This is a genomic window from Bacillus sp. AG4(2022) (assembly GCF_031844465.1).
Classification (GTDB): Bacteria; Bacillota; Bacilli; order Bacillales; family Cytobacillaceae; genus Bacillus_AB; species Bacillus_AB infantis.
The window spans coordinates 225798-246641 of sequence record NZ_JAUZVH010000005.1 but is presented as its reverse complement, the minus strand read 5'-3'; the positions used below and the strand labels follow the sequence as shown (position 1 = coordinate 246641).

The window sequence follows — 20844 nt, the reverse complement described above, 5'->3', positions numbered from 1 at the left end:
TCAATCCCCTCTTATATACTGCAACACGTCCTCCGCTAGTTCTGCAGCGACTTCAGCAGCTGTTTGATCGTTTTCATATGCTAGAAAACGCAGCAGGGATTCCACGCGGTCCCAAGTTATTCGCTCAGCTGCAAATATCAGCAACGGTTTGTCTCCTTTGTTCGCATTACAATGCAGGCAGATTGGTAATAAATTACCTGTTTCGTTTCTTCCTCCACGTTTGAAAGGAACCACGTGATCCAGTGATAGCTGCTTTCGATCAGCAAAACTGGAACCGCAAATTATACAGCCGTGCGGCTCGAAGAATCCCATTAGATGGCGGATGTCTTGAATCTTTAGCCTTCCAGGTAACCCGTATTCTTGTGCCCGGCTGTTGGCTCCACGAACGGCCAGCTCATACTTGCGGCACGTCCTGCACTCTTCCCGCAGTCCGTCTGGCTTCGCTGCATTCTTCGCAAACTGATCAGCAGGCAAGGATATTTTGCAGCAATAGCAGCGCTTTGTTCTCATCGTAGATCTCCTGCTTCGAACTTCATCAAACTGATTACTGCGCATCGTAGATCTTCATCTTCTGGATCTTCTACGCCCAATGCCAGAAAATAAGCACGCAATGACCTGATCACGCCTTTCATAAGCTCCTCGCGGATATCGCCATTGTTATATATGGAATCTCTTTCTTCTGCTTCATATCCGATCTGATCCAGTAATTCTTCCGTAAGTGCCATGCCCTTTAGTGATGTTGTTATTTCTGTCATTGTTTCATCGCTCCCCTGTATTGTTTTTAACTGCATTATTTGCCAACGTGCTGCAGCACTTCGTCCATCATCAACACTTTCTTTTCGTCGATATCGAAGGCACGCAATATTCTGAGATTCATATCATCACTGATCGGCTTGACCCCATTGGTTAGATACGAAGCCATCGCTGACGATATCCCGACCCTCTTTGCGAACTCTTGCTGTTCTAGGCCGTGTGCTGCCTGGATAAGCCGTAAATGCCCCGGCGTTAATTTTATGATCATTTTGATCTTCCCTTTCGTTAGTGTATTGCCTTCATTCGCTATGCGAATAAAAAACCACCAGCGAACAAGCTGGTAGCCCATGCGATGCAGGCGAATAAAGAAATGGTGTTTTCCTTTCTTCATCCATTGTGTTAACCGTGCGCAAGATTGTTGACATAAGTTCACTATTAAAACAAAAAAAAGTGACAGCCAATCGGAACGAATCCGAGCAGCTGCCACCCATTTATGCATTCATTCTTAATACCGCTTTTTCTCTGTTTTATTATCGCAAAATATATGTATTATTGGCGCGGGCATCGTTAATAGCGTATATAAGCGCTTATAAGTGATACAAAACAAACAAACATACCAATTATTATTCTTGCGAATAAAATTGGACGAATGAATTATAAATTATTTTGTAGCACCTGTGATTACGAAGTAAGAGCAGTATCTTTAAAGTTTATCTTTGCGTTTATGGTAGCGATATATAGCGTAAGTCAGCGCATATCAGCGTTATTATTATTCAAAACATATAGCTAACAGAAAAAGGCGTATTTGACTACGCACACCAATTTGTAACACAATTGTAATATTAGATACATATTTTGTAATATAACCGTAATAATCTAACCATATATTGTAATTATCTTATGCTGTTACGCGATTGCCCGCCGCTGTATAACCCCATGAAGCATCAGAACAGCAGACAGCAGGCGACACACCAGCCCAAAGATGGCACTTTTGCGCCGATGGTTCGCAGACTGTTCACTTGAGAAGGCGTCAGGGTCCGTTCCTGGCGTCTTTTTTCGTTTGCCAGCGATCCATCTGGATCCTGGTAGCGCCCATATATCCGCATTATAGAGCGGCTTCCGCTTCAACTTCGTCCAGTATCTTCAGCAACTGCGTATTATTTAACCGCAGAAGGTCTTTAAATCTGCGATTCATTTCGGCAGTGACGTTCCGATCCCCTGCTTCCATTTTCGTAAGATATATATAGCTAATTTTCATGCGCTTTGCCATCTTGACACGTGATATGCCCAAGTATTCACGGATCTGCCGCAGCTGGCTGCCCGTCAAAAGTAACTGTTTCATCTGTTCGTCCTCCTTGTGCTTTTGCGTGAAAATAAAAAAAAGGGACGATCCAGCAGCCGAATATAGCCGCCAGATCGTCAAAGGGAATACATCATGTTCAGGTATGAATAGCAGGCAACGCAGACAATTGCGTGTCAACTATCCAACACCTGTTGCGGCCGAATATTAAATATTTGACACAACGTGTATATATTTTTCAGTGCAGCAAAGTTCGCATTTTTTCAGCTGGCAAAGTTCGCATTTTTGCGATCTCATCAATGTTACATCGTTCATTGTGGAGGATGGGCGCAGGTTGGCGGTCTGGGACGGAGGATCGCGCAGGACGATCCGATAAAGATCTGCTGCTGTATTGCGATGGATGGCCGGGATGATCGGGATGGCGCCGGATCTTTGCCCCCTTGCTTAAAAATTTTGCAAGAAAGTTGTGGGTACCAGACACCGGGCTGGCTTGCTTGACGCCCCCCCCATATTTATTTCCCAGCCGGATCTTATCACGCAAAAAAAAAGCCGCCCAAATAGTCGGCAGCTTTACAGTTTAAAATCAGCCAGGCTCTGCTGGATCTCGTCTTCTGTGATACCTATATATCGTTTTGTGATAGACGGTGCGCTGTGCCCGAAGATCTCCATCAATGTCGCAATGTCCTTTGTCTTTTGATAATAGTGATAACCAAATGTCTTTCGCATTGTGTGTGTTCCGACGTCCTGGCGATCCAGCGCTTCAGCAGCTTTATTCAGTGATCTGTACGCCTGTGTTGGGCTGATATGGCCGCTTCCTTTGCGTGAAGGGAATAACCATTCATCATCCGCTTTTCCGGCGCAAAACTCCATAATTTCGTCCTGGATTGCTGCCAGATATAATCTGCGAGGTTTTCCGGTCTTTTCTTCGACAATCGTGCTGGTGTTTTTGCCGCGGACATCGCTGACTTTCAGCTTTACTAAATCGGAAGCACGCAATCCAGTATTTATTCCAATCGTAAACATAAACCGATCCCGATCGCTGGCAAATCGCTTGAGCGCCCATTTAAATTCTGCGATTTCCTCTGCAGTTCGCAGCGGCTGCACATTATATGTAGTTTCCTGAGTCCTCTTTTTCCCCATTTTTAACGCCCTCCAAATGTATGAATTTAAATATTATGATCCATTTTCGTACATTTAGAGTATCACGAAATCCCAAATACTGCAATAGTGCGGAAATGAATGTACGAAAATAGATAGATTCGTACATATAAACGATATCTGATGCAAAAATGCAGCCCCCTTTTATTTCCCTGCCTTTCGTCTGGGAAGCGAAGGCAGATATTTTACAGCGCCACCCTTCGGCTTCACGATATTTAACATGATAATTGCGCCATTTATGCAATATAGCTTGCTTATGCGCAACTCAACGTAACACGGCTTTTCGTATACGCTTTTATAGCCGGGAATATATACATCTTTTCCTACTAATCAGCTGAGAATTGTGCACGCTGCGCGTATAATTCTTGTAATTGGACGAATTCTTGCTGTAAGTTTTCGCCCTTTCTTCTAAGCCGCAATATTTCCCCATTTATGCATAAATCTACAAACAGCAACGTTACACAGGTTCGAAATTTATCCCCGATCTTCGATTCTTTATCCACTATTTTGCGATAAAACTGCCTTTGCGATTTATTCATGGATCTTTTTAATTTTCCGATAGCATCTTCCGTCAATAAGCATTCAGGACTATGCACAAATTTACGTCTGTATGTGTCAATGAGATCGTATGGAGTTAGGGATTCTTTCGGCAGAACGCCCAGCGCTACTAACAGACTTAGCTTGTCCGAAAACGTCATACGTGACAAATCTAACATTTCTGAATGCTCTAACTTAATTTTAATCTGTTTTTCGATCTCTGCTTCTATGTACAAGTGCCCAATTAAAATGGCTGGCATGGCATCATTGAACTTCAAAAATCCATCATTGATTTGTTGACTAAATTTTGCATATATACTTGTATCTTGAACTTCTTCAGACACATTAATCACTCCTAATAAACGCCTAATTCATCTAGTGCGTCATTTTTGTATTTAACTATACTTTCATCATTTAACCAGTCGCGGAATACTGGATGATCTGGACGCTGTACAGCTGCAATCTTGCGCTGAATCCTTTCTGTGACACCTTTCCAAGCAGAAAATAAATAGCCCGATAGATTACGTATCTTACGCTGTTTGAACATCAGGACGGCATATCTGAAGCTATCTGCGTATGCTGAAGCATGATCCTCGACTAGTATGCTAGAACCGCCAGCAGCTGATTTGGATCTCCAAAGAATTCCGATCGTTTGGAAAAGTTCTTCTGCGCTGAAATATGGGCACATGGCTGCATATAATTCTTCTGGGATTGTATTCCTTAATGCAGCATTTGCGTCTGGATCCGTTTCTTTAAAGTGATTTTTAATAGATTTATATAAAGATGATTGAACTGGCGCAAAATCCCTTTCAGACGTTGCCTGGCGCTGGCTGGCACTTTCGGACCGCTTGGGCATATTATAAGCTTCCGCCTGGTCACTAGATAGATCTGGCGCATCCTGGGACGCCTTTGGCTGCTGGATTTGGATGATATTTGCTCCGGTTCCTTTAGACTTCGGACGGATCGTCGTGATTTTGCGCAAAATGCCCAGTGATTGCAGCTTGTTTAATATGCGGCGGGCTGTCTTCTCTGACTTACCGATAAGAACGCCCAACGTCGCAGCCTTCAGATGGGCAGCGCCTGGATATTTAACAGAGTATCTGGCCAGGATCTTCAGTGTATTGCGATCTGTGTCTGTCATATCGTTCCAGTGATCGCATAGATGTGCATAGATTGCGGCATTAAGATCCGCAACAGTATTGAATGATTTGTATTCTTCTAATAGCAGCACTGTTGTCAGCCCTTTCGAGCACCACATACACAATAAGAACATTTGTTCTGTTAAATGGACAGACTTGCAGAAATTATTATTCGCAGATTTTTTTCAAATTTGCTATAATCTATGTATACGGTATTTCTGCGCTCTCGCCTTTGTGTGTGGCGCAAAGTGTTTTCGGGCTTCCAGCTGTTCCCGCAGCAGGAGCCCGTTTTCTTTTTATAAATACTTCCGGAGATTATTCATGACTTCTTCTTTATCCATGTGCAAATAACGTGTCGTAACTGCCAGATCAGCATGTCCAAGAGCTTTGGAGATCAACGCAATACTTGCGCCCTTTTTTAGCAGGTTCTTAGCGAAGCCACGCCGCAATGCATGTGGACTTATGTTTTTTAAACCGTAATCCTTGGCGTATCTGCACAATCGCTTCGTGATATTGTTGTTTGTCGGACTGGATGCGATCATGCCGCCTTCCTTAGTAATAAACAAATAATCATTGTTTTCTTTGCGATCGGCACGCACCAAATCATTCTGCTGCATTAATGCTTCCAGGATCCGCCCCAGCACTTCATCAAATGGCAGATAGATTGATTCATGGTTTTTAATAATGCCACCATCAATTCGCAATGTTTTGGACTCCAGATCTACGTGTTTGTGCTCCAATTGCGATAATGTTCCGACACGGATCCCAGTTTGATACATGATCAGAATCGCCGCCGCATCCCGAAGTTCAACAAACTTTGTCAAATCCATCATGGAAAGCAGTATCGTGATCTCCCTATCTGTGGCACCTGCTTTCACAGGTGAGTCTACTTTAATCTTGATATCCGTCCAGAAGTTGGTATCTATCCATCCATTGAGAAAACATCTGCTTAAAAAGGCTTTTAAGCACTTTAATCGTGTTAGCTTAGTCTGATTGCTGACATTCATTGACGACAGCCATCTGTAAACGTGTTCAGCTGATAATTCTTCGACAGTGACAGCAGATGTTATATCCGCAAAGTGATTAACATGCAGCATATAGTCATCAATTGTTCTTTTTCGCAATCCCGCTGCCTTCATCTGCTTCAAAATGGCTGCAAGCGCTTTTTCTATTGGGTACCCTTCGATCGTTAAGTGGTTTGGTTTTGCGTGGAAAATATCTGAGAGATCGGTTTTAACCGTTAGCGATGCTTTTCTTTTAGACATAAAAAGAAGCCTCCTAATGCGCAGTTGACCGATTCATTGACCGATTCAACTGACGTATTAGAAGGCTTATATAACGCGGATTTTCTCCGCTAGGTGTATGTAGTAATGGCGTCCCAGGAGAGATTCGAACTCCCGACCGACGGCTTAGAAGGCCGTTGCTCTATCCTGCTGAGCTACTGGGACATTTTTTTTATTAGTTATTGCGAGGACATTTTTTATTATAGTAGACAAATAAATGAAAGTCAACAACTTCTCAGGAAAAATATAATAAACCTGGCATCTTTTTTTCCGGCCATATAAATCTGTTTATTGCAAGAGGGGTTCCCCCCTCATGCAATAAACGGATTCATGCCCTTTCCGGAATCTGAAAAGTCTGTGACAGCTTTTCAAGCTTTCCGGTTTCAAAGTCATATATATCCACACGGATTTCCCTCTCTGCCGTTTCCAGCAGAAGATAGGTCCTCTCATAGCGCCCTCTCGGCAGCCTCAAGCTTCCCGGGTTCAAAAACAGCCTGCCATCAATCATTTCTGCCCCAAGCTCGTGCGAATGTCCGAAGCAGATGATATCTGCTCCTTCCTCCTCGCCTTTATATTTCAGCTTCATAAGGCTGCTCTTCACTCCGTAGAGATGCCCATGGGTAACTAAAATCGTCAAACCTCCAAGGTTTTTGACAAGCTGGTCAGGATAAGCATCATCATAATCGCAATTTCCCCTTACTCCAGCAAAACCCGACATAGAAGGATGTCCGGCAGGCAGCTCGGAATCCCCGCAGTGGATCATGAAATCTGCTTCTTTCCCATGCCTCTCAGCGAGCTGCGCCAGCTCCTCCTCAAGCCCGTGGCTGTCACTTACAATCAATATTCTAGCCATTGGCACCGTCCCCTTTAAAAAGGGCTCCCAGACTGTTTTCCAGCTTTTCAAGGGCCTTGGCCCTGTGGCTGATCTGGCTTTTCTCTTCAGGGGGGAGTTCTGCCATGCTTTTATTTTTTTCAGTCACAAAGAAGATCGGATCATACCCAAATCCATGGCTGCCCCTTTTATCAGTCAGGATCCTGCCCTCACACGCTCCGGAGACTGTGTAAGCTTCCTTGCCTGGCACCGAAACAGCCAAGGCACAATAAAATCTGGCTGTCCTTTTTTCTTCCGGCACACCTTCTAGCTCTGCGAGCACCTTTTGCATATTTGCTTCATCACTTTTCGCTTCGCCGGCATACCTTGCGGAGTAGATGCCTGGACGGCCCTCAAGGGCATCGATCATAAGGCCGGAATCATCGGCAATGACGATTTTTCCGAAAGCTTTAGAGACAGCCTCTGCTTTTAGGACTGCATTTTCCTCAAACGTGCTTCCAGTCTCTTCAATATCCTCAAATTCAGGAAAGTCGAGAAGGGTTTTCACTTCATAGCCCAGCGGCTTGAACATCCTGCTGAATTCCTTCGCTTTCCCTGCATTTTTCGTTGCAATAATAACTTCCTGCACAGTTTTCATCTCCCTGGATTTACTTCCCGATCTGCGAGCTGATTTTTTCGCCGAGCACTTGCTTTTGAATATCAAACAGCCTGCCTACGCCTTCTTCCGCCGCTTTTAACAGCTCCGTCAGCTGGCTTGCTGAGAATGTTGCTTCTTCTCCTGTACCCTGAAGCTCCACAAATTCGCCATTGCCTGTCATGACCACATTCATGTCGACTTCCGCCTTGGAATCTTCAGCATAATTCAGGTCAAGGACTACCTGTTTGTTTTCAAGGATTCCCACACTTGTAGCTGCAAGAAATTGCGTAATCGGGAATTTTGACAATTTTTTATTGCTATACAGCTTTTCGACAGCAATTGCCATTGCGACAAATGCGCCTGTGATGGAAGCTGTCCTTGTCCCGCCATCGGCCTGGATAACATCGCAATCCAGCCAGATTGTTCTTTCACCAAGTGCCTCAAGGTCCACGACTGCCCTTAATGCCCGTCCGATCAAGCGCTGTATTTCCATTGTGCGCCCGGTGATTTTCCCCTTTGCGGCTTCACGGATATTCCTTTGCTCTGTTGCCCGGGGCAGCATACTGTATTCAGCCGTAATCCACCCTTTTCCTTCCCCTCTCATAAATGGGGGCACCCGCTCATCTATGCTGGCTGTACAAATCACCTTTGTATTGCCCACACTGATCAGCACAGAACCTTCAGGATGCATTAAATAATTCGTTTCAATATGTATCGGTCTTAACTGCAGCTGTTCACGCCCGTCTTTCCGCATGTTCATTCCTCCTTCGAACCTGTTCCGGCATGTATCCGGAATCCAATAAAGAAGAGGCGGCAAATAATTGCCTACCTCTATCCTTGTCATTATATAGTATATCAAAAAAGTTTTTTTAAAAACTACCTGTATTCACATTTTCAGGCCGTGTAACCGGTTCTGTCAGCTTTTCGCCATTTTCATCTACCAGCTCTGCCTTTCCATTTACAGTGACCGCTACACTTTCAATGCCCTTTTGTTCAGTCAGGGACAGTACTAATGAATTAAGCAGGTGCTGGGAAATGATTTTTTCTTCAAAGCTGCCATAAACGGATTCATTGAAATCCAATGTTGCCAGACCGTTTTCGATCTTAGGGTCGCCGAGCAGCTCAACCTCCGGCATAAAGTCTGTAAACAAATTGGATGTGAAGCTAGGGCCTTTGACAAGCTCCTTCACTACCGCTTCAACCTGATTGTCTTCCTGTGCGCTGATGCGCTTTGTCACAGGAACATAATAGTAGGCTCCTTCTTCACCGCCCAGATAATAAACCGTCAGGGATTTTGTATTAGAAATATCCACTGCATCGGACGTGTCCATATTGATGCCCTTTGACCTGGACAGGGTTTCGCTGATCGGCGTCCCGTTTACAGGCATTTCTGTCAGAGCATGGCCATTCATCTGGAGCTTTACTTTCTCGATCGAATCGAATTGTGTGAGGGTCCAGGTAATAGATTCAAGAATTTTTTCTTCATCCTCGGCCTGATAGTCCCCGAACTCTTTCGAGAAATCAACGGTAGCCACCTTATCCTTCACGTTTACGCTTATTTTCGTATCTGCAGGAAGGACGGCCCTAAAGTCATTCGGCAGCATATCGGTAACTGGCCCGTTCTGCACGAGATATTCCAGCGCCTGTGTAGCAACAGACTCTGTTTTCGGCAGAGTTAGCGTCTGCGGAACTACATAGCCATTTTTATCAACCAGATATAATTCGGTCTGGACAGACCCCTCCACCTCTGCCTCTTCACCTGACTGCTCTGCCTCAGTTCCAGCTGTTTCCTCAACAGCTGTTTCATCCTCTGTATAGCTGACCTCTTTCGGAGGATCGATCTTTTCTTTTTCCCCGATCCCGAACAGCCCGCATCCGGATAAAAGCACAGAAGAAGCCAGTACGGCTGAAACCATTGTTGTCTTTTTATTTATAGACATATTGAATCCCTCCCAGAACAGTTTGTACTACATATATACGAGCCTTCCGGAAAAATAGACCCGTGAGAGAAAAAAAAATAGGACAGCTGAAATGTGGAGGGCGCTTGCTTAGCCCCGACAAGCATAAGCCACTTAGGAATAAAAGGCGTTCTTTGCCTTTAATTTCTAAGTGGCTTATGCCTCGAGGGGCTAGCGCCCGGAACTGGACAAAACTGAAATGTGGAGGCGGCTGTTCAGATTAGAGGAACGCAGGGCTAAAACCGCTACGTCCTGTGGCAACGCCTGCATGACCCGCGTCCTGCGGGCCCAGCATAAGCCGCTCCAGGATAAAAGGCGTTCTTTGCCTTTAATCCTGGAGCGGCTTATGACTCGAGCACCTAGGAGCCGGAGCTGGACAACGAAATGTGGAGGGCGCTTGTTCTATTAAGGAACGCGACTAGGAACTCCAAATCCAGCGCCATGCACAGGCGCCGCTTTCTGCCCAATCCAAAAAAGCAGACCCTGTAAAGGCCTGCTTGTTTTACCATATTCATGATGTGACGGCTGCTTCATTTTTAATCAGTACTGCTTTGATTGTAAAATAGTCGATTTCATCCCCGAGGAGCTCTTTAATGGGCTTAAGCTTTGTATCTCCGCTTTCCACGGCTGCCGACATGATCTTCTGCTCTGTTTCCTCATCAAACAGCTCAGACCAGTTGAAAGGATTCCCTTCAGTCACTGCCCGGAGGACATGGTTCTGGACGGTCACTAAAGAAAAGCCGCGCTGCTTGGCAATCTCTTTTATGCCCATCCCCTCCATATAGTGCTTGTAGGAAACCATATAGCTTGGCTCCTCATCAACCTTGAGCCTGTCCGCCTGTTTTTCCTCTTTCGGGGGGAGGGCAGACGGCGGTTCAATATTGTTTTCCTGCATATATAATTTGATTTCCTCAGCGAACATGCTGCCGTATTTATCATACTTCATCTGCCCGACGCCTTTGATCTGCAGCATAGACTCTCCATCAGCCGGGTAATACTTGCTCATTTCGCGCAATGTGCTATCAGGGAAAACAACATATGGCGGGATTTTCCCCTGTTCAGCCACCTGCTTCCGCAATGCACGCAGCCGTTCAAACAGGTCATGATCCCCTTCAGCTTCGGGCTTCTGTTCGATTGCCTTTGTTTTGCGCATCATGATCGTTTCCTGTCCCTTAAGAACCCCTTGGACCCTTGATGTCAGCATGATCACCGGATACTTCCCGTCTGTCAGGCTGAGGAAGCCTTCAGCAAGCAGATAGTTAATAACAGCAGCAATTTCTTTTTCTGCACGATTTCGCATCAATCCATAGGTAGACAACTCATTGAATTTCATATCACGGATTCTTTTATTATTGGAACCTTTCAGCACCTGCGCTGTCAGACTCACGCCAAAGCGCTCACCCATGCGCTTTATACATGAGAAAATCATCTGTGCTTCAAGCGTAATATCAATCTTCTCTCTGTCATCCATGCAATTGCTGCATTTTCCGCAGCGGCTTTCATCGCTTCCATGGTCGAAGTACTCAATGATGTAGGATTGAAGGCATTGCTCTGTATGGCAATAGTTCACCATCCGGTTCAGCTTGCTGAATTCAAGCTCCCTGTTCCGGCTGTCCAGGCCGGTTTCCTCGATCAGGAACTTCTGCAGCTGGATATCCTGCTGGGCAAAAAGAAGGATGCATTCACTCTCCTCCCCGTCACGCCCGGCCCTGCCGGCTTCCTGATAATAGGCCTCAATATTCTTCGGCAGGCTGTAATGGATAACAAACCGGACATTTGATTTATCAATCCCCATGCCAAACGCATTGGTGGCCACCATGATGTCTGTCTGGTCATGGACGAAATCATTCTGGGCTGTTTTCCTGTCTTCCTCATTCATGCCGGCATGGTAGCGTGAAGCCGGGATGTTTTTCCCCTGCAAAAATTGCTGCAGCTGATCGGTTTCCTTGCGGCTCGAGGTGTAAATAATACCCGGCTGTCCTTGATGCTTACGGATATAACTTGCAATGAATTCTCTCTTGTTGACGCCTTTGGCCACTTTAAAAGCAAGGTTTTCCCTCGCGAACCCGGTAATGAAAATATCTTCGTCCCTGATCTGCAGCAGCCCGCAGATATCATTGGCCACATCCTCTGTCGCAGTTGCGGTGAGCCCGACAAGGATCGGCCTGCCGTTCAACTGCCCGAGCGCAGGAATAATGGAGCGGTAGCTCGGCCTGAAATCGTGGCCCCATTGGGAGATACAATGTGCTTCATCGAATACAATCATCGAAATATCGATGGAATTCAGCAGATGGATGAATCCAGTGGAATCAAAACGCTCCGGCGCAGCATAAACCAGCTTATACTCTCCATTCCGGATCCCTGAGGTCCTTTCCATCAGCTCCTGCTGAGTGAGGCTGCTGTTTATGAAAGTGGCGGACACGCCTGCTGCAAGCAATGCGTCTACTTGGTCCTTCATTAAAGAAATGAGCGGGGAAATGACGATGGCGGTGCCAGGCATCGCGAGTGCGGGAATTTGAAATGAGAGGGATTTTCCTCCTCCTGTCGGGAGGATGCCAAGAGTATGGCGGCCATTCATGACATTCTGAATGATTTCTTTTTGGCCATTACGGAAGGTGGAATAGCCGAAATATTGCTTAAGCAGCTTTTCCGCTTGTTCTATCAATATCATCACCTTTTTCTTTTAGAGATACTAGAATTGTACCATTTTCGGAAGCCTTATGCCTTTATTTCTGCTATTAACTTTTGGCATTGTTAAACATTGCTGTTGATTTTGGGCTCATTTCAGCTGTTCTGAAATGAGCCCAAAATCAACAAGGTACAATAACACAGCCTGACTTTTTAAAAAATTGAACAGCAAAAGCCCCCAAAAAGGAGGCTATGCTTCCAGCTTTATTTTTTCTATATGGTCAACGGGCCTTTGCAGCCATTGGCCCGCAATCTTCGTAAAAATGCTTATGGATCCTGTCGCAAAATATTTATGGACAGGCTCGTCCGCACTTTGATTGAGCAATCCCCGGTAGTCCAGTATGGTGCTGACTTCCCTTGCGGTCTCTTCACCTGAGCTGATCACTTTCACACCCGGCCCCATGATATTTTTAATCAAGGGTTCAAGCAGCGGGTAGTGCGTACACCCAAGGATCAGTGTATCAAGATCCTTGTTCCTTAAAGGCTTCAAGGTTTCAGCAACAATTTTCTTGGCTACAGCACTCCCATATTCCCCGCTTTCCACAAGCGGGACAAATTTCGGGCAGGCCAAAGGTTTCACACATACCTTCCGGTTGATTTGCTTAAGGGCCTTTTCATAGGCTTTGCTGTTGACCGTGCCGATCGTGCCGATGATTCCGATCTTATTGCTTTTGGATACCTTTAAAGCCGCCCTTGCCCCGGGATAGATGACCCCAAGGACAGGAATGGGGAGCTTTTCCTGTATTTCCTCAAGCACGACCGCAGTTGCCGTATTACAGGCAATCACAAGCATTTTGATATCCTGAGTCAATAAAAACTCAGTCATCTGCCATGTAAACCGCCTTACTTCTTCAGCCGTCCTCGGCCCGTAGGGGCACCGGGCAGTATCTCCCAAATAAACGATATTCTCATTCGGCAGCTGCCTCATGACTTCTTTTGCCACTGTCAAACCGCCGACCCCTGAATCAATGATCCCAATTGGTTGCTTCAAACATACCGCCTCATTTTTCGCGCATATCTTGGTGTAATTGCGTTAAGTTGTTCTTCAGTACGGTTACTTCATCCTTGGAGAAATTCTTGAGAACCTCGCGCAAGTAGATCTGCCTCTTCACGATAACCTCTTCGATGATCCGCTCTCCCTCCGGCAGCAGATGGATGCGGACGACCCGCCTGTCATTCGGGTCCTTCACTCTCTGGACGAGCTCGTTTTTTTCCATTCTGTCCACAAGGTCTGTCGTTGTACTGAAGGCTAAATACATTTTATTAGAAAGCTCGCCGATTGTCATGTCCCCTTCCTCGTGCAGCCACTGCAGGGCAACAAACTGTGGGGGCGTAATTGTATAATTGCTTAATATTTCCCGGCCTTTTTGCTTAATGATGCCGGATATGTAGCGAAGGTCTTTCTCAATATCTGCAACAATATCAATTGTTTCTTTTATGTCTTTATTATTTCCATGCGTCATCCCATACAACTCCCATTTAAGCAATTCCAGTCTTTATGCAGGCGGAAAGATTGCAGTTCTTTGCTTTATTGTCTACTTTTTTCATCCAATTTTCAAGATGGAAATCCAGGCAATGCAAAAAATGCGTCAATTCTGCAGACTGCACGTCCTGCCGGCAGGCTCTCCCCTGCAAAACTGCCCTATAAAATATGATAACCGGCAACCTTATCCAAGATTGCCGGCCATAATCAAAGTTCTAGCTCTCCCATTCGAAGGAGCTCTACAACGGCTTGAGAACGCCCCTTAACGCCAAGCTTTTGCATAGCATTTGAAATATGGTTGCGAACCGTCTTTTCGCTAATAAATAGTTCACCAGCGATTTCTTTCGTTGTCTTGTCTTGAACTAATAGCTCGAATACTTCTCTTTCACGTTTGGTGAGTAACGGCTTGTGAGTATATTCGTTCTCCTTCAAGTATTGTAACCCTCCTTGCCTTCGCCAGCTATGAACCGCGGGATGGGTATATATTTAGTCACCATATCATATGTAATCTGTACTGGCGGAGTGACTGCATTTACTGGAAGGAGAGATTATTTTTTCTAAAAGGGCTATTGCCTGGTTTAGTTGGGGGTCCGCGCCATACAGCCACATGATTTATGATTCATGCTCCATACACCTGCTCCCCCAATTATATGCAGCTGCAGGAGCAGGTGTGAAAGAACTGCTCCTGCGGCTTAAGCGTGGATGGTTTTTCCGGCTGTAAGAAGATTCCTCATTCCCTCGGTCCAGGGTACGCCTTTTCCTGTTTTCCTGGAAATTTGCACGATTGTCCCCCTGCCCGCAAAGCAGACTGCTCCATCTTTCCGTTTTGCCATATAATGAAGATCTGCTGAAGACCGCCCAATGCTTTCTGCTTTTACATGGATGCTGAGGCTTTCATCGAAAAATACCTGCTTCAGGAAATCGCACTGCAGATCGGCTACAACAGGAATCGTTTCGTTCCCAGGCTTCACCCATTCCTGCATGAAGCCGATGCTCTTGAAAAACTCTATTCTTGCTTCCTCAAAATATGTGAAGGGAACTGTGTTATTCAAATGGCCAAACATATCTGTTTCTGAAAACCGGACCTTGACAGGATGGGAAAACACAAAGCTTTCCTCCCAAGCCGCAAAGTCATCAACATAATTCATTTTACTCATGACGCGCCTCCAATAATGAATGAACATTCAGTCGTTTTATATTATTATAATTTCTTTCACCGGATTTGGAAACATCAAATGCACAAAAACCCCCTTTCAGCCTGAAAGGGGGTCTGTTCTATTAAGCCTGATCGCTTCCGAAGAAGCTTCTGAATGACTGGATTGTTGTATCCCGGTTCAATGCTGCGATTGAGGTAGTCAAAGGGATGCCTTTCGGGCAGGACTGAACGCAGTTCTGGGAATTTCCGCAATTCGCCAGTCCGCCATCGCCCATGATCTGCTCCAGGCGTTCGGATTTATTCATCTCACCAGTTGGATGGGCGTTGAACAAGCGCACCTGTGATAACGGGGCAGGACCGATGAAATCGGCTTTGCTGTTCACATTCGGGCAGGCCTCAAGGCAAACGCCGCAAGTCATGCACTTGGACAGCTCATAAGCCCATTGGCGCTTCTTCTCAGGCATGCGCGGTCCAGGTCCAAGATCGTATGTTCCGTCAATCGGAATCCATGCTTTCACCTTTTTCAGGGAGTCGAACATGCGGCTTCTGTCTACCTGAAGGTCGCGGACGACAGGGAATGTACGCATCGGCTCAAGCCTGATCGGCTGCTCGAGCTTGTCGACAAGCGCAGTACAGGATTGGCGCGGCTTGCCGTTTATGATCATTGAGCAGGCGCCGCATACTTCTTCAAGACAGTTCATGTCCCATGCAATCGGCGTCGTGCTCTCCCCTTTGGAATTTACCGGATTACGGCGGATTTCCATCAGTGCTGAGATAACGTTCATATTCGGGCGGTAAGCCAGTTTGAACTCTTCTTGATAAGGGGCTGAATCAGGCGAGTCCTGCCGGGTGATTTGAAATGTAACTGTTTTGTTTTCAGACATCGTTTATTTTCCCCCTTTCTTCTTCGTGTAATCACGTTTACGAGGCGTGATCAGGCCTGTATCTACTTCCTCATAATGGAATTGAGGCGCTGAATCAGGACCAGCGAACTTTGCCATGGTCGTTTTCAGGAACTCATCATCATTACGGTCAGGAAATTCAGGCTTATAGTGAGCCCCGCGGCTTTCATTCCGGTTATAGGCACCAATTGTGATGACCCTGGCAAGCTGCAGCATGTTTTGAAGCTGGCGTGTGAAGACAGCTCCCTGATTGCTCCATTTTGCTGTGTCATTGATATTGATATTTTTATAGCGTTCAAGCAATTCTACGATTTTTTCATCAGTTTTCAATAGCTTATCATTATGGCGGACAACCGTTACATTATCTGTCATCCATTCGCCCAGCTCTTTATGGAGAACATATGCATTCTCTGTTCCATCAAGGGACATGATGCTGCTCCATTTTTCTTCTTCCTGTCTGACATACTTGTCGAAAACGGAAGAAGAAACATCTTCTGCACTCTTTTCAAGGCCGGCGATATATTCGAGCGCTTTCGGACCTGCAACCATTCCGCCGTAGATGGCAGACAGAAGGGAGTTGGCGCCCAGGCGGTTTGCACCATGCTGGGAATAATCGCACTCCCCTGCTGCAAATAATCCTGGGATATTCGTCATCTGATCATAATCTACCCACAGTCCGCCCATCGAATAGTGTACGGCAGGGAAAATTTTCATAGGTACCTTGCGAGGGTCATCCCCCATGAATTTTTCATAGATTTCAATGATTCCGCCAAGCTTGATATCAAGCTCTTTAGGATCTTTATGGGACAGGTCAAGATAAACCATGTTCTCGCCATTGATGCCAAGCTTCTGATTGACGCAGACATCGAAGATTTCACGTGTGGCAATATCACGAGGCACCAGGTTTCCGTAGGCTGGATATTTCTCCTCCAGGAAGTACCATGGCTTCCCATCTTTATAGGTCCATACACGGCCGCCCTCACCGCGTGCTGATTCACTCATCAGGCGCAGTTTGTCATCCCCCGGGATGGCTGTCGGATGGATCTGGATGAATTCGCCGTTTGCATAATATGCTCCCTGCTGATATACGATCGATGCAGCAGACCCTGTGTTGATGACAGAGTTGGTTGATTTTCCGAAAATGATGCCCGGGCCTCCGGTTGCCATGATTACGGCATCCCCTGAGAACGATTTGATCTCCATGGATGTGAGATTTTGAGCAATTACCCCGCGGCAAATGCCTTCATCATCGACGACAGAGCCAAGGAACTCCCAGCCTTCATATTTTGTTACAAGGCCAGCCACCTCATGGCGGCGCACCTGCTCATCCAATGCGTATAAAAGCTGCTGGCCGGTCGTGGCGCCTGCAAATGCTGTACGGTGATGCTGGGTTCCGCCGAAGCGCCTGAAGTCCAGCAGTCCTTCCGGTGTACGGTTGAACATGACGCCCATGCGGTCCAATAAATGGATGATTCCCGGCGCTGCTTCAGTCATGGCCTTTACAGGCGGCTGATTGGCAAGGAAATCTCCCCCGTAAACCGTATCATCGAAATGCTCCCAAGGTGAATCTCCTTCACCCTTTGTGTTGACCGCTCCATTAATACCGCCCTGGGCACAAACAGAGTGAGAACGTTTAACCGGGACAAGAGAAAATAATTCAACCGGAGTCCCTGATTCTGCTACTTTAATTGTTGCCATCAAGCCGGCCAGTCCGCCGCCGACAACGATTACTTTTCCTTTACTCATCATGGCTCACTCCCTCAATACTAGTACAGCTCTATTTCAAACTAAGCCTAAGCGCATTTTCCCCTGCGCTATGCTGAAAATTACAAGATTTAAGCACTCTGAAACTCTTAAACAAATGCCGTGATTGCGCGGATCCCAACGATGGAAAGGGCAATGAAAATTGCGATTGTAACATAAGTGGAAATCAGCTGTGAACGAGGAGTAACGGTGATTCCCCAGCTTACTGCGAAAGACCACAAACCGTTTGCAAAGTGGAATATTGTAGAAATAACGCCGACAATGTAGAACCAGAACATAAACGGATTCGACAAAATATTCTCCATCATCTGGAAGTTGACATCTGCGCCAAAAGCGGCAGCAACCCTTGTCTCCCACACATGCCAGGTAATGAAAATAAGCGTCACTACACCGGAAACACGCTGGAGAAGGAACATCCAGTTGCGGAAAAATCCGAATCTGCTAGCATTATTCTTAGCAGTAAAAGCAATATAAAGGCCATAGATCGCGTGGAACAGCAAAGGCAGGAAGATGACTACAGTTTCTAAGACATATCTGAATGGAAGCTGCTCCATAAAGTGTGCTGCCTTGTTAAACGACTCTTCTCCTCCTGTTGCAAAATGGTTCACTACAAGGTGCTGAACAAGAAACAGCCCAACTGGAATGACCCCAAGTAATGAATGCAGTCTGCGATTGAAAAACTCCCGATTACCTGCCATTGATTTACCCCCCCTGAATTTTGAAGAAATGATGAAAGGCCTTTTCTATGAAAATATTATTTCTGGAAAACAGGTCCTTTCCATCATCGAGAAAATGTTAATTATTCATTTTCTTACAATTAAGTGACATGTCCATTTTACTCCCATCGGAATAGAGCGTCAAGAAAACGGATACATAAAATATATGATATAAATAAAATTTTTAAAATATATTGATATTATATAAAGAACGAAAATCCTCTATTTGGCTATGATTCCTTATGTATAGGAGAATATATTGAAATAGCATTTTTTTCTTATAGGACTGAAGCTGTTTTTTCTTGAATCAGTGCTTTATTTTTATCTGGATTGTATATAATAGAATCATAGAAAGAGGGGAGACGATTGAGCAATATGACATCTGCAGAAACAAAGGCTGAGCACGGGCCGGAAACCGTCCCTGCTTTCGGCTATGAATTGATCCGGGAAGAGATTCTTACCGATATGCTCGGCAAGGATGCAGCCGAAATACTTTATTGGGCCGGCAAGAGGCTGGCAAGGAAATACCCGCTTGAATCGATGGAAGCAGTCATTGAGTTTTTTGAAAACGCCGGATGGGGAAATCTTGCTGTAAAAGAAGAAAAAAGGAGCGAAATGGAGCTCCAGCTTTCAAGCCCATTGTTCGCCAGGCGCTTTAAGGAAAATCCTGATTGCACTTTTCAGCTCGAAGCCGGTTTTCTCGCACAGCAGCTGGAATCCCAGAAAGAACTGCTCTCTGAAGCCTTTGAGCATCCCAAAAAAAGGGGCGGCCTTGTCCTTTTCACAGTGAAGTGGGATAAAAAAGACCGCATCAGCCCGCTATAATGGATAAGCTGCTGTAAGCATAAAAGAAGGGATGGCACGAAGCGCGGCGCGCATCCGGGAGGAGATCCTTCCCCGATGCATCCAGCCCGGCGCCTCTGCCATCTTTTTTGATTTACACGCTCTTTGCCGGAGTGCCTGACAGTTCGAACGCTTCGTGGAGGGCTTCCACCGCTTTGACCATAGAGCTGTCACTGATGACCGTTGACACCTTGATCTCTGAAGTGCTGACCATCTTGACCTGGATCCCATTTGAAGAAAGCACTTCGAACATCTCCGCTGCCACCCCAGGATTCGACACCATTCCCGAACCGACAATAGACACTTTTGCAAGTCCTGATTCTGATTCAATCCGGTCATATTTCAGTGTATCCCGATTGTTCTCCAGAACCTTAAGCGTTTCTTCCAGATCATCATTTTTAATTGAAAAAGACAGGCTTCCTGTTTGTCCTTCAGCAACACTCTGAATAATGATGTCAACATTGATGTGATGCGCAGCAAGTGTCGTGAAGACAGTGGACAGGCCCTTCAGGCTGTCCTCCAGCCCAAGGATTGCTACCTTGGTGATCGCATTTTCAAAAGCTACTCCCCGTACAACTAAATTTTCTTCCATCGTTGGCTCCTCCTCAATGATCGTTCCTCTTTCCCTTTCAGTGCTTGATCTGACTTCAAGCGGCACTTCATAATTCTTGGCAAATTCCACTGCCCTCGGATGAAGCACACCTGCACCGAGATTCGCAAGCTCAAGCATTTCGTCATATGACAGGGACTGCAGCTTCCTTGCTCCTTTTACATAGCGCGGGTCAGTCGTATAGACGCCTGTCACATCTGTATAAATATCGCACTTATCCGCTTTCAGCACTGCTGCCAGCGCCACTGCCGTTGTATCGGAGCCGCCGCGTCCAAGGGTGGAAATGCTCCCATCTTCTGTTACTCCCTGGAATCCGGCAACCACGACGATCTTTCCTTGATTAAGCTGATTTTGGATTTTCTCCGGATCTATATGTACAATCCTTGCGTTCCCATGCACAGCCTCAGTTTCTATTCCTGCCTGCCATCCAGTGAAGGAGATGCTTTCATAGCCTTTTTCGTTCAAAGCCAGGCTCAAAAGGCTGATTGTCACCTGTTCACCTGTTGTAAGGAGCATATCCATTTCACGCTTGCTGGGCGAAGCAGAAATTTCCCTGGCCAGGCCTACAAGCTGGTCAGTCGTTTTCCCCATTGCAGATACAACAACGACTACGTCATTGCCTCTCTCTTTTTCTTCAATTGCTCGCTCTGCTGCATTCATGATTCTTTCTGTGCTGCCAACAGAAGTCCCTCCGAATTTCTGGACAATTAATCCCATCGTTTCTCCTTCTTTCATCTGGATATCGTTTTTCCGGCCGCCTGACATGTAAAAGAGAGGTTATCCATTGCTGATTTGAACACAAAAAAGCAATGAGAATAACCATCCCATTGCTGTGTTTTAAATACATATAAAATATGCCCACACAGTGAGATAGCTCTCCAAGACGGCGCTGTCTTGACAATCCAGTATTTATTCAATACAGGACCAGAAAAGAAAGAAATGAGACTTCCTTTTCTTCGGCAAACATTCCCTTTCAAAGCTTTTCACAGAAACTCATCTTTCTCCAAGCTTTTACTGATGAAGTTTGCACCTCTACCTTCACTTTAATGCTATAAAGTGATATTGCTATAAAGTTGAAATCATTA

At 45.8% G+C, this 20844-nt stretch carries 23 protein-coding genes, 1 tRNA gene and 1 riboswitch; of the genes, 1 reads left to right on the top strand and 23 read right to left on the bottom strand.

Annotated features, from left to right (window positions below; genetic code table 11):
* From Q9R36_RS15375 to Q9R36_RS15270, 22 genes are all read right to left on the bottom strand, one after another.
* Positions 1-510: an HNH endonuclease signature motif containing protein gene (locus Q9R36_RS15375; RefSeq protein ID WP_311225473.1), complete on the bottom strand. Its 510-nt coding sequence runs from the start codon at positions 508-510 to the stop codon at positions 1-3.
* Positions 507-755 (bottom strand): hypothetical protein, encoded by a 249-nt coding sequence (locus Q9R36_RS15370; RefSeq protein ID WP_311225472.1) that lies wholly within the window; start codon positions 753-755, stop codon positions 507-509. The genes Q9R36_RS15375 and Q9R36_RS15370 overlap by 4 nt, the downstream gene beginning before the upstream one ends.
* A gap of 35 nt (positions 756-790) precedes the next feature.
* On the bottom strand, positions 791-1144 hold the full coding sequence (locus tag Q9R36_RS15365; RefSeq protein WP_311225471.1) for a helix-turn-helix domain-containing protein: 354 nt from the start codon (positions 1142-1144) through the stop codon (positions 791-793).
* Positions 1145-1697: 553 nt separating this feature from the next.
* Complete coding sequence (locus tag Q9R36_RS15360) at positions 1698-1859, bottom strand: hypothetical protein (RefSeq protein WP_311225470.1); 162 nt, start codon at positions 1857-1859, stop codon at positions 1698-1700.
* Positions 1859-2095 carry a helix-turn-helix domain-containing protein gene (locus tag Q9R36_RS15355; protein WP_311225469.1) on the bottom strand — a complete coding sequence of 79 codons (237 nt, stop codon included), beginning with the start codon at positions 2093-2095 and terminating at the stop codon, positions 1859-1861. Before Q9R36_RS15355 ends, Q9R36_RS15360 begins: the two co-directional genes overlap by 1 nt.
* Before the next feature lie 528 nt (positions 2096-2623).
* Complete coding sequence (locus Q9R36_RS15350) at positions 2624-3193, bottom strand: tyrosine-type recombinase/integrase (protein WP_311225468.1); 570 nt, start codon at positions 3191-3193, stop codon at positions 2624-2626.
* Between the two features lie 344 nt (positions 3194-3537).
* Positions 3538-4092: a hypothetical protein gene (locus Q9R36_RS15345; RefSeq protein WP_311225467.1), complete on the bottom strand. Its 555-nt coding sequence runs from the start codon at positions 4090-4092 to the stop codon at positions 3538-3540.
* Between the two features lie 11 nt (positions 4093-4103).
* Positions 4104-4979 (bottom strand): helix-turn-helix domain-containing protein, encoded by an 876-nt coding sequence (locus Q9R36_RS15340; protein ID WP_311225466.1) that lies wholly within the window; start codon positions 4977-4979, stop codon positions 4104-4106.
* Between the two features lie 204 nt (positions 4980-5183).
* On the bottom strand, positions 5184-6152 hold the full coding sequence (locus Q9R36_RS15335; RefSeq protein ID WP_311225465.1) for a tyrosine-type recombinase/integrase: 969 nt from the start codon (positions 6150-6152) through the stop codon (positions 5184-5186).
* A gap of 106 nt (positions 6153-6258) precedes the next feature.
* A tRNA-Arg gene (locus tag Q9R36_RS15330) sits at positions 6259-6335 on the bottom strand.
* A gap of 163 nt (positions 6336-6498) precedes the next feature.
* Entirely contained in the window at positions 6499-7023 is a 525-nt protein-coding gene (locus tag Q9R36_RS15325; protein ID WP_009796040.1) for a metallophosphoesterase, read from the bottom strand.
* Positions 7016-7630, bottom strand: coding sequence for an XTP/dITP diphosphatase (locus Q9R36_RS15320; protein WP_101550474.1), 615 nt, complete (start codon positions 7628-7630; stop codon positions 7016-7018). Before Q9R36_RS15320 ends, Q9R36_RS15325 begins: the two co-directional genes overlap by 8 nt.
* Before the next feature lie 19 nt (positions 7631-7649).
* On the bottom strand, positions 7650-8393 hold the full coding sequence (gene rph / locus Q9R36_RS15315) for a ribonuclease PH (RefSeq protein WP_022544249.1): 744 nt from the start codon (positions 8391-8393) through the stop codon (positions 7650-7652).
* Positions 8394-8508: 115 nt separating this feature from the next.
* Positions 8509-9579, bottom strand: coding sequence for a GerMN domain-containing protein (locus Q9R36_RS15310; protein WP_094766933.1), 1071 nt, complete (start codon positions 9577-9579; stop codon positions 8509-8511).
* A 529-nt stretch (positions 9580-10108) separates the two neighbouring features.
* The gene (gene recQ, locus Q9R36_RS15305; RefSeq protein ID WP_009796036.1) at positions 10109-12268 is read right to left on the bottom strand and encodes a DNA helicase RecQ; all 2160 of its coding nucleotides are present in this window, start codon (positions 12266-12268) and stop codon (positions 10109-10111) included.
* Positions 12269-12475: 207 nt separating this feature from the next.
* Positions 12476-13276: a glutamate racemase gene (racE, locus tag Q9R36_RS15300; protein WP_311225464.1), complete on the bottom strand. Its 801-nt coding sequence runs from the start codon at positions 13274-13276 to the stop codon at positions 12476-12478.
* 10 nt (positions 13277-13286) lie between these two features.
* On the bottom strand, positions 13287-13748 hold the full coding sequence (locus Q9R36_RS15295) for a MarR family winged helix-turn-helix transcriptional regulator (protein WP_022544251.1): 462 nt from the start codon (positions 13746-13748) through the stop codon (positions 13287-13289).
* Between the two features lie 227 nt (positions 13749-13975).
* Complete coding sequence (gene gerE, locus Q9R36_RS15290) at positions 13976-14200, bottom strand: spore germination transcription factor GerE (RefSeq protein ID WP_009796032.1); 225 nt, start codon at positions 14198-14200, stop codon at positions 13976-13978.
* Between the two features lie 260 nt (positions 14201-14460).
* The gene (locus Q9R36_RS15285; protein WP_022544252.1) at positions 14461-14925 is read right to left on the bottom strand and encodes an acyl-CoA thioesterase; all 465 of its coding nucleotides are present in this window, start codon (positions 14923-14925) and stop codon (positions 14461-14463) included.
* A 121-nt stretch (positions 14926-15046) separates the two neighbouring features.
* Positions 15047-15808, bottom strand: a complete 762-nt coding sequence (gene sdhB, locus Q9R36_RS15280) for a succinate dehydrogenase iron-sulfur subunit (RefSeq protein ID WP_009796030.1) — start codon at positions 15806-15808, stop codon at positions 15047-15049.
* 3 nt (positions 15809-15811) lie between these two features.
* Complete coding sequence (gene sdhA / locus Q9R36_RS15275; RefSeq protein ID WP_148977160.1) at positions 15812-17572, bottom strand: succinate dehydrogenase flavoprotein subunit; 1761 nt, start codon at positions 17570-17572, stop codon at positions 15812-15814.
* Between the two features lie 107 nt (positions 17573-17679).
* Positions 17680-18288, bottom strand: a complete 609-nt coding sequence (locus tag Q9R36_RS15270) for a succinate dehydrogenase cytochrome b558 subunit (RefSeq protein ID WP_257991991.1) — start codon at positions 18286-18288, stop codon at positions 17680-17682.
* 393 nt (positions 18289-18681) lie between these two features.
* On the opposite strand from Q9R36_RS15270, the gene Q9R36_RS15265 reads away from it, so the two are divergent.
* On the top strand, positions 18682-19131 hold the full coding sequence (locus tag Q9R36_RS15265; RefSeq protein WP_009796026.1) for a YslB family protein: 450 nt from the start codon (positions 18682-18684) through the stop codon (positions 19129-19131).
* Positions 19132-19243: 112 nt separating this feature from the next.
* On the opposite strand, the gene Q9R36_RS15260 is transcribed toward Q9R36_RS15265, so the two are convergent.
* Positions 19244-20476 (bottom strand): aspartate kinase, encoded by a 1233-nt coding sequence (locus Q9R36_RS15260; RefSeq protein ID WP_311225463.1) that lies wholly within the window; start codon positions 20474-20476, stop codon positions 19244-19246.
* A 146-nt stretch (positions 20477-20622) separates the two neighbouring features.
* A riboswitch (Lysine riboswitch) is annotated at positions 20623-20802 on the bottom strand.
* Positions 20803-20844 lie beyond the last annotated feature (42 nt).

What these genes read in the sequence shown, in the direction of transcription:
- recQ (WP_009796036.1), bottom strand. Translation starts at nt 12,268, where the DNA reads ATGATATTGATAGAACAAGCGGAAAAGCTGCTTAAGCAATATTTCGGC.
- Q9R36_RS15355 (WP_311225469.1), bottom strand. Translation starts at nt 2,095, where the DNA reads ATGAAACAGTTACTTTTGACGGGCAGCCAGCTGCGGCAGATCCGTGAA.
- Q9R36_RS15375 (WP_311225473.1), bottom strand. Translation starts at nt 510, where the DNA reads ATGAGAACAAAGCGCTGCTATTGCTGCAAAATATCCTTGCCTGCTGAT.
- Q9R36_RS15260 (WP_311225463.1), bottom strand. Translation starts at nt 20,476, where the DNA reads ATGGGATTAATTGTCCAGAAATTCGGAGGGACTTCTGTTGGCAGCACA.
- Q9R36_RS15335 (WP_311225465.1), bottom strand. Translation starts at nt 6,152, where the DNA reads ATGTCTAAAAGAAAAGCATCGCTAACGGTTAAAACCGATCTCTCAGAT.
- sdhA (WP_148977160.1), bottom strand. Translation starts at nt 17,572, where the DNA reads ATGAGTAAAGGAAAAGTAATCGTTGTCGGCGGCGGACTGGCCGGCTTG.
- rph (WP_022544249.1), bottom strand. Translation starts at nt 8,393, where the DNA reads ATGCGGAAAGACGGGCGTGAACAGCTGCAGTTAAGACCGATACATATT.
- Q9R36_RS15370 (WP_311225472.1), bottom strand. Translation starts at nt 755, where the DNA reads ATGACAGAAATAACAACATCACTAAAGGGCATGGCACTTACGGAAGAA.
- Q9R36_RS15365 (WP_311225471.1), bottom strand. Translation starts at nt 1,144, where the DNA reads ATGAAGAAAGGAAAACACCATTTCTTTATTCGCCTGCATCGCATGGGC.
- Q9R36_RS15310 (WP_094766933.1), bottom strand. Translation starts at nt 9,579, where the DNA reads ATGTCTATAAATAAAAAGACAACAATGGTTTCAGCCGTACTGGCTTCT.
- Q9R36_RS15295 (WP_022544251.1), bottom strand. Translation starts at nt 13,748, where the DNA reads ATGACGCATGGAAATAATAAAGACATAAAAGAAACAATTGATATTGTT.
- Q9R36_RS15325 (WP_009796040.1), bottom strand. Translation starts at nt 7,023, where the DNA reads ATGGCTAGAATATTGATTGTAAGTGACAGCCACGGGCTTGAGGAGGAG.
- Q9R36_RS15360 (WP_311225470.1), bottom strand. Translation starts at nt 1,859, where the DNA reads ATGCGGATATATGGGCGCTACCAGGATCCAGATGGATCGCTGGCAAAC.
- Q9R36_RS15265 (WP_009796026.1), top strand. Translation starts at nt 18,682, where the DNA reads ATGACATCTGCAGAAACAAAGGCTGAGCACGGGCCGGAAACCGTCCCT.
- Q9R36_RS15270 (WP_257991991.1), bottom strand. Translation starts at nt 18,288, where the DNA reads ATGGCAGGTAATCGGGAGTTTTTCAATCGCAGACTGCATTCATTACTT.
- Q9R36_RS15285 (WP_022544252.1), bottom strand. Translation starts at nt 14,925, where the DNA reads ATGAGTAAAATGAATTATGTTGATGACTTTGCGGCTTGGGAGGAAAGC.
- sdhB (WP_009796030.1), bottom strand. Translation starts at nt 15,808, where the DNA reads ATGTCTGAAAACAAAACAGTTACATTTCAAATCACCCGGCAGGACTCG.
- Q9R36_RS15350 (WP_311225468.1), bottom strand. Translation starts at nt 3,193, where the DNA reads ATGGGGAAAAAGAGGACTCAGGAAACTACATATAATGTGCAGCCGCTG.